This is a genomic window from Moorena sp. SIO4A5, assembly GCF_010672005.1.
In the GTDB taxonomy this organism is placed as follows: domain Bacteria; phylum Cyanobacteriota; class Cyanobacteriia; order Cyanobacteriales; family Coleofasciculaceae; genus Moorena.
In genome coordinates this window covers 42,208-48,324 of record NZ_JAAHHZ010000049.1, presented here as the reverse complement: position 1 = coordinate 48,324, position 6,117 = coordinate 42,208, and the positions used below count along the sequence as shown (strand labels likewise).

The window sequence follows — 6,117 nt, the reverse complement described above, 5'->3', positions numbered from 1 at the left end:
GTTAACGGCCTTGGTGTAAGGGAACGATAAATTTGCCCAAAATCCCGAGTATTAGTCCAAAATTCTCCCCATCTCCCCATCTCCCCATCTCCCCATCTATTTTTTGCGAGAATGAAACAGCCCTGCCCTTAAAAAAGGGGGGAGCCATACTCAAAGTCCCCCTTTTTTAAGGGGGATAATGGGGGATCTCCGAGGCAAGAAAACACGCCCTAACCCTCACCCCTCACTCAAACAGTTAAGAAGTGTGAAGTTTAGAGCTCAAAGATGGTTAAAACAGTAGATAATAATAAATTTGGCAGAAAAAGGATAAAACTATGGCAGATTACCAGCACTGGGAGGAATCACTCGTCGCACCAATTATACGTCAGGCTCAGCAAAAACTGATGTCTCCCAGGAAATTTCATGCTCTCTGCCAACAGGTGATCAAATCAACTGGTCAAAAAAAGCTATACTTTTATCCACCACCTTCCGAGCTACTGGATGTAACTAACGGGATTACCATCAAAGAGTTAAGACAATTTTTAGATAAATTAGCCAAGTATGTCAGTAGTACCTCCTCAGAAGGACACCGCGTCACACTCTACCTAAAAAGAGTGCGGCTTAGATTAGGTAGGGTAAACAAGACAGTTGTTTTAGTAAAAAAAACCAGAGTATGTCAGCACACTCCAAAATCTGTTGTAGAGGCGAAGCCTTCTAGGAAAAAATTAGAGGTCAACTCCAAAGGGTTGTATGCCAAGGCCATGCTTTCCCAGGATTTGCCCTCCCAGGATTTGCCTACACAACCAGCTCCAATTCATCCTGAAATGCTATCTACAGGGGGAATGAAGGTTGAGGTAGAAATAGCTGGAGCTGGCATGGTTGGTCGGGTAGCTCGCCTGAGAATTAATGGCAAAGACCTGGCATTTAAAGCATTTTTTGACCCAGATTTCGTATGGCAACATGGTCCTTGGGCTGAAATTCCCATTGGGATTAGATTGAAATATGCTCAGGTAACGAAAAACTGTGCAGAATTCTTGTTTGCTAGTCAAGATTGGATGGTATCGGAATGGATTTATCCCGATACTAATCCCGAGTTTCGGCACAATGGCATCACTTATGAACAGTTTGCAGAGCAAGAAGGTCTAACTCAACTCAATTCATTAAATATATATAATTACAATCCATACAATATACGTCTTGATCCAGGGGGAATTCAGAAAGAATACTGGGGCAGACGCTGGCAGGATTTTTTAAGAGGAATTGTCTTTTACCTCAGAAAAGTCCAGCGAGAAGGATTAAAATCCCTGACACCATACCTTTCAAAAAGAATGATTACTTACCTATTCCGGCGATTAATTGTTTTAATTTCTCCTTGGAAGAGTGGCTCGATCGGAGGAAGGGAAAAGCGATGATGAGATGATGGGATAATGAGATGATGGAATGATGAGAGAATCGGTATCCCAAGTCAGACAATCAAGCCAGAGAATAAGGTATAGTTGGATCAGTATTCAATTATCTATTAGAGTCAGACTAATTAACCTTAATAAAAATCTCCCCATCTCCCCATCTCCCCATCTCCCCACACCTCCCACCCTCCCCACCCTTCCCACACTTTCATTTTTATTGACAAATATCTTCACCCTTGCCCATTACCCGATCTTCCCCCATCTTTTGACACAGGAGTTTGGTAGGATATCTATAAAAGTGTCCCTAAACGCACAACTATACATCCCACAACTATACATCTCCCTCTCCTGCTATGCTTAAGAGACTAATTGGTGATCCCAACGCACGTAAACTCAAACGGTACCAACCTGATGTTGTAGAAGTTAACCTCCTCGAAGAAGACATCCAGCACCTATCGGATGAACAACTCAGAGGCAAAACCGCAGAGTTCAAACAGCAGCTGGAGAAAGCCAACACTAGTCAAGAGCGTGATGAAATTCTTGATCAAATTCTGCCAGAAGCCTTTGCTGTAGTGCGGGAAGCAGGAAAGCGAGTTCTGGGAATGCGTCACTATGATGTCCAAGTCATGGGTGGCATTGTCCTGCACAAAGGGCAAATCGCAGAGATGAAAACTGGTGAAGGAAAAACCCTGGTGGCTACTCTACCAGCTTACCTCAATGCCATCGATAGTAAAGGGGTTCACATTGTAACCGTTAACGACTACTTAGCCCGTCGGGACGCGGAATGGATGGGACAAGTTCATCGCTTCCTAGGTCTGAGTGTCGGGCTGATTCAATCGGGAATGTCCCCGGTCGAGCGGCAAAAGAACTATGCCTGTGATATTACCTATAGCACCAACAGTGAATTAGGCTTTGACTATCTCCGGGACAACATGGCCACAGCAATGTCAGATGTGGTGCAACGTCCATTTAATTATTGCATCATTGACGAAGTAGACTCAGTACTGATTGATGAGGCCCGAACCCCACTGATTATTTCTGGGCAAGTGGAGCGACCGACTGAGAAGTACATTAAGGCAGCAGACATTGCCCGCATGCTCTATCCAGAAGATCCAGACAATGGTGAACAACTAGGACACTACGAAGTTGATGAAAAAGCCCGTAACATCTTGATGACCGATGAAGGCTTTATCCGAGCGGAGCAACTTCTAGGGGTTAAAGATTTGTACGACCCCAAAGACCCTTGGGCTCATTATATTTCCAATGCCCTCAAGGCTAAGGAACTCTTTCAGAAAGATGTGAACTATATTGTGCGGAATGGGGAAGTAGTGATTGTAGACGAGTTCACTGGCCGAGTGTTGGCAGGACGCCGGTGGAGTGATGGTCTACACCAAGCCATAGAAGCCAAGGAACGGGTAGACATTCAAAATGAAACCCAAACCCTGGCAACCATTACCTATCAGAATTTCTTCTTGCTCTATCCCAAACTCGCCGGTATGACAGGTACCGCGAAAACAGAAGAAGCGGAATTTGAAAAAATCTACAACTTGCAAGTTACCATTATTCCCACTAACAAACCCTCTAAACGTCGAGACGTCTCTGATGTGGTTTACAAGACCGAGCCAGCTAAGTGGAGGGCAGTAGCAGAAGAATGTGCTGAACTCCATGAACAAGGACGTCCGGTGCTAGTGGGAACCACGAGTGTAGAAAAATCCGAGTTGTTGTCCGGTCTGTTAGCCGAAAAGGGAGTACCCCATAACCTGCTCAATGCTAAACCCGAAAATGTGGAGCGGGAATCAGAAATTGTGGCTCAGGCAGGACGGAAAGGAGCCTTGACTATTTCCACCAACATGGCCGGGCGAGGAACAGATATTATTTTGGGAGGTAATGCTGACTTCATGGCACGGCTGAAGCTACGGGAATATTTTATGCCCAAAATAGTGCAGCCCGAGGAAGACGAAGCCTTTTCCCCCATAGCGGTAACTACTGCCAAGCCTAAATCGGACGCTGTTGGGTTTGCTCCAGGAAAGAAACCGAAAAGCTGGAAGGTTAGCCCTCAGATTTTCCCTACCAAATTGTCCCGGGAAACGGAACAAATCCTAAAAGAGGCAGTAACTTTTGCAGTTGAACAGTATGGACAGCAGAGTTTACCGGAATTAGAAGCAGAAGAGAAATTAGCGATCGCTTCAGAAAATGCTCCCACCAATGACCCAGTGATTCAAAAGCTGCGGGAAGTCTATAAAGCAATTCAAGGGGAATATGACGCATTCACCACCCGAGAACATGATGAAGTGGTAGAAAAAGGTGGCCTGCACGTTGTTGGTACTGAACGTCATGAATCCCGCCGTATTGATAACCAGCTCAGAGGACGAGCGGGACGGCAAGGGGACCCCGGTTCTACCCGATTTTTCCTCAGTTTGGAAGACAATCTTCTGCGAATCTTCGGAGGCGATCGCGTAGCAAGGATGATGGATATGTTCCGGGTTGAGGAAGATATGCCCATCGAATCCGGGATGCTCACCAGCTCCTTAGAAAATGCCCAGAAGAAAGTGGAAACCTTCTACTACGATACCCGGAAGCAGGTATTTGAGTATGACGAGGTAATGAACAACCAACGGCGGGCAATTTACGCGGAAAGACGGCGAGTGCTGGAAGGACTAGACCTCAAAGAACAAGTCATCCAGTATGCCGAAAAGACCATGAGTGATATTGTAGATGCCTACGTTAACCCAGAGTTACCACCAGAAGAGTGGGATTTACAGAGCTTGGTAGGAAAGGTCAAAGAATTTGTCTACTTACTGCAAGATCTAGAACCACAGCATCTAGAAGATATGACTGTCGGGGAAATCAAAACCTTCCTCCATGAAGAAGTCCGCAAAGCCTATGATATCAAGGAAGCTCAAGTCGATCAAATCCAGCCAGGACTAATGCGGCAAGCTGAGCGATTCTTTATCTTGAATCAAATCGATAACCTCTGGCGAGAGCATTTACAATCCATGGATGCCCTAAGGGAGTCAGTGGGATTACGAGGTTATGGCCAAAAAGACCCCCTGATTGAGTATAAGCAGGAAGGCTATGAGATGTTCTTGGAAATGATGATCGATATCCGCCGCAATGTGGTATACTCCCTGTTCCAGTTCCAGCCACAAATGCAACCACAAGCAGTTTGATGTATTTTTAAGTTTAAGGTTCAAGGTTGAAGGTTCAAGGTTGAAGGTTTAAGGTTGAAGGTTTAAGGTTGGCTGCTTCCTGTTGCCTTTTGCCTTTTGCCTTTTGCCTTTTGCCTTTTGCCTTGGTTGAGTATAGTTTAAGGTTTAAGGTTTAAGGTTTTAAGTTACCGAATCCCGAATCCCGAATCCCGAATCCCGATTCCCGATTCCCGATTCCCGATTCCCGATTCCCGATTCCCGATTCCCGACTTAACTCTATGGTCAATCCCCTATCCATAAACTTTTCTACCACAATACCGATTGCTACTCCACTCATCAATCCACCCACTAGTCCAGCGACGGCCCCAACCACTGTTGTCGTTTCTCCTGTTGCTACCAATCCAGTCAAAGCCGTTACCCAGGTAATAATACTAAGCTGATATAGCGTTTCTAGGACTCATGAGGTACACAAGATTGTTTCACTCTTGACTCTTGCCTTGCCCTCCTGGGAGGGGTTAGGGGTGGGTTCCTAATCCCTGCTCCCTGCTCCGAACGCGCCCCGCGTGGCCCACGGCCTCAGTCCCTGCTCCCTAAAACCTAGATATTTGTACCTCACCAGTTATAGAATTGCTATAGAAAGTTAACAACACTTAAACGGGAAGGTTAAATGTTGATTAACTTAGTAGTTATAGAAACCAATAGCTATTACTGGTTTCTATAACTGGTCTAACTTTAACTGGTCTAAACTACATCACCTTTGATGGTATTGCTGGTTGATTAGTTTCAGTTCTTTCCCAGGGGAAAGACTTGTATTTTAAGTAGAAACCACCTAATACCACCAGTATGATAATAATCATACCAATACCTAGGAAGCTGGGTAGCCAAAATGCCACTTCGATATGGTTGATTTGACCAGGTTGCAGTGTCCAAACTAGCTGATTTCCATCATCGTAAATCGTGGGACGAATGGCATTGGGGGATTTCTCAATACTGTTTGCTCCCCAAGGGGTCTCTAGGCTAAACTGCAAATCGAATAGTGAAGCAGCAGTAACCACAATCTTGCCGTTATCAGAGTTGATTACCCCTAGGCTACGCAAATCCAGGTCATAGCTTAAGTGATTTCGTTGCACCACAAGAAAGTTGTTTTGATCTAGGCGTAAATTAGAGTTAAAACTTGGGTTAATATCACTCTCTGCTGCTAATGGGGCATCTTCTGGGTGACCAACTGGGTTAAAAAACTGCTCAAACTTGGATACTAATTCCTTACCGTTGTTAAAGGGAATTGCGATCGCAATTTCTCGGTCTGAGAGGCGCTGAGTTTTGCCCTGAAGCTGCTTTGCCCGACTTTCGAGACTTCTGAGCCATTCCGTCGCCTCAGCATCGCTCAACTTTGTCAGCTGTTCTCCAAGCTTGATCTGCTGGACAATCTTGCCATGGTGTTCACCGTCAAACCTGACCCCAAGATCATAGTTGACACAACCAGACAGTAGCACTGATGCCAGCACAATCACCCCCAGAACCCGTAAATGCCTCAGAGTTCCACTAACCAACTGCCTTAAACTCACAAAATTTAACTTCACCAA

The 6,117-nt window shown here is 45.3% G+C and carries 5 protein-coding genes; 2 read left to right on the top strand and 3 right to left on the bottom strand.

What is annotated here, in order from left to right; genetic code table 11:
• Position 1: 1 nt before the first annotated feature.
• Positions 2-148 (bottom strand): hypothetical protein, encoded by a 147-nt coding sequence (locus tag F6K57_RS16925; RefSeq protein ID WP_293069412.1) that lies wholly within the window; start codon positions 146-148, stop codon positions 2-4.
• A gap of 166 nt (positions 149-314) precedes the next feature.
• On the opposite strand from F6K57_RS16925, the gene F6K57_RS16920 reads away from it, so the two are divergent.
• The gene (locus F6K57_RS16920) at positions 315-1,391 is read left to right on the top strand and encodes a hypothetical protein (protein WP_293019821.1); all 1,077 of its coding nucleotides are present in this window, start codon (positions 315-317) and stop codon (positions 1,389-1,391) included.
• A 347-nt stretch (positions 1,392-1,738) separates the two neighbouring features.
• Positions 1,739-4,555, top strand: coding sequence for a preprotein translocase subunit SecA (gene secA, locus F6K57_RS16915; protein ID WP_293019823.1), 2,817 nt, complete (start codon positions 1,739-1,741; stop codon positions 4,553-4,555).
• Positions 4,556-4,706: 151 nt separating this feature from the next.
• Here secA and F6K57_RS16910 read toward each other — a convergent pair whose 3' ends face one another.
• On the bottom strand, positions 4,707-4,907 hold the full coding sequence (locus F6K57_RS16910) for a hypothetical protein (protein WP_293069410.1): 201 nt from the start codon (positions 4,905-4,907) through the stop codon (positions 4,707-4,709).
• A 373-nt stretch (positions 4,908-5,280) separates the two neighbouring features.
• Entirely contained in the window at positions 5,281-6,114 is an 834-nt protein-coding gene (locus tag F6K57_RS16905; RefSeq protein ID WP_293069408.1) for a DUF3153 domain-containing protein, read from the bottom strand.
• Positions 6,115-6,117 lie beyond the last annotated feature (3 nt).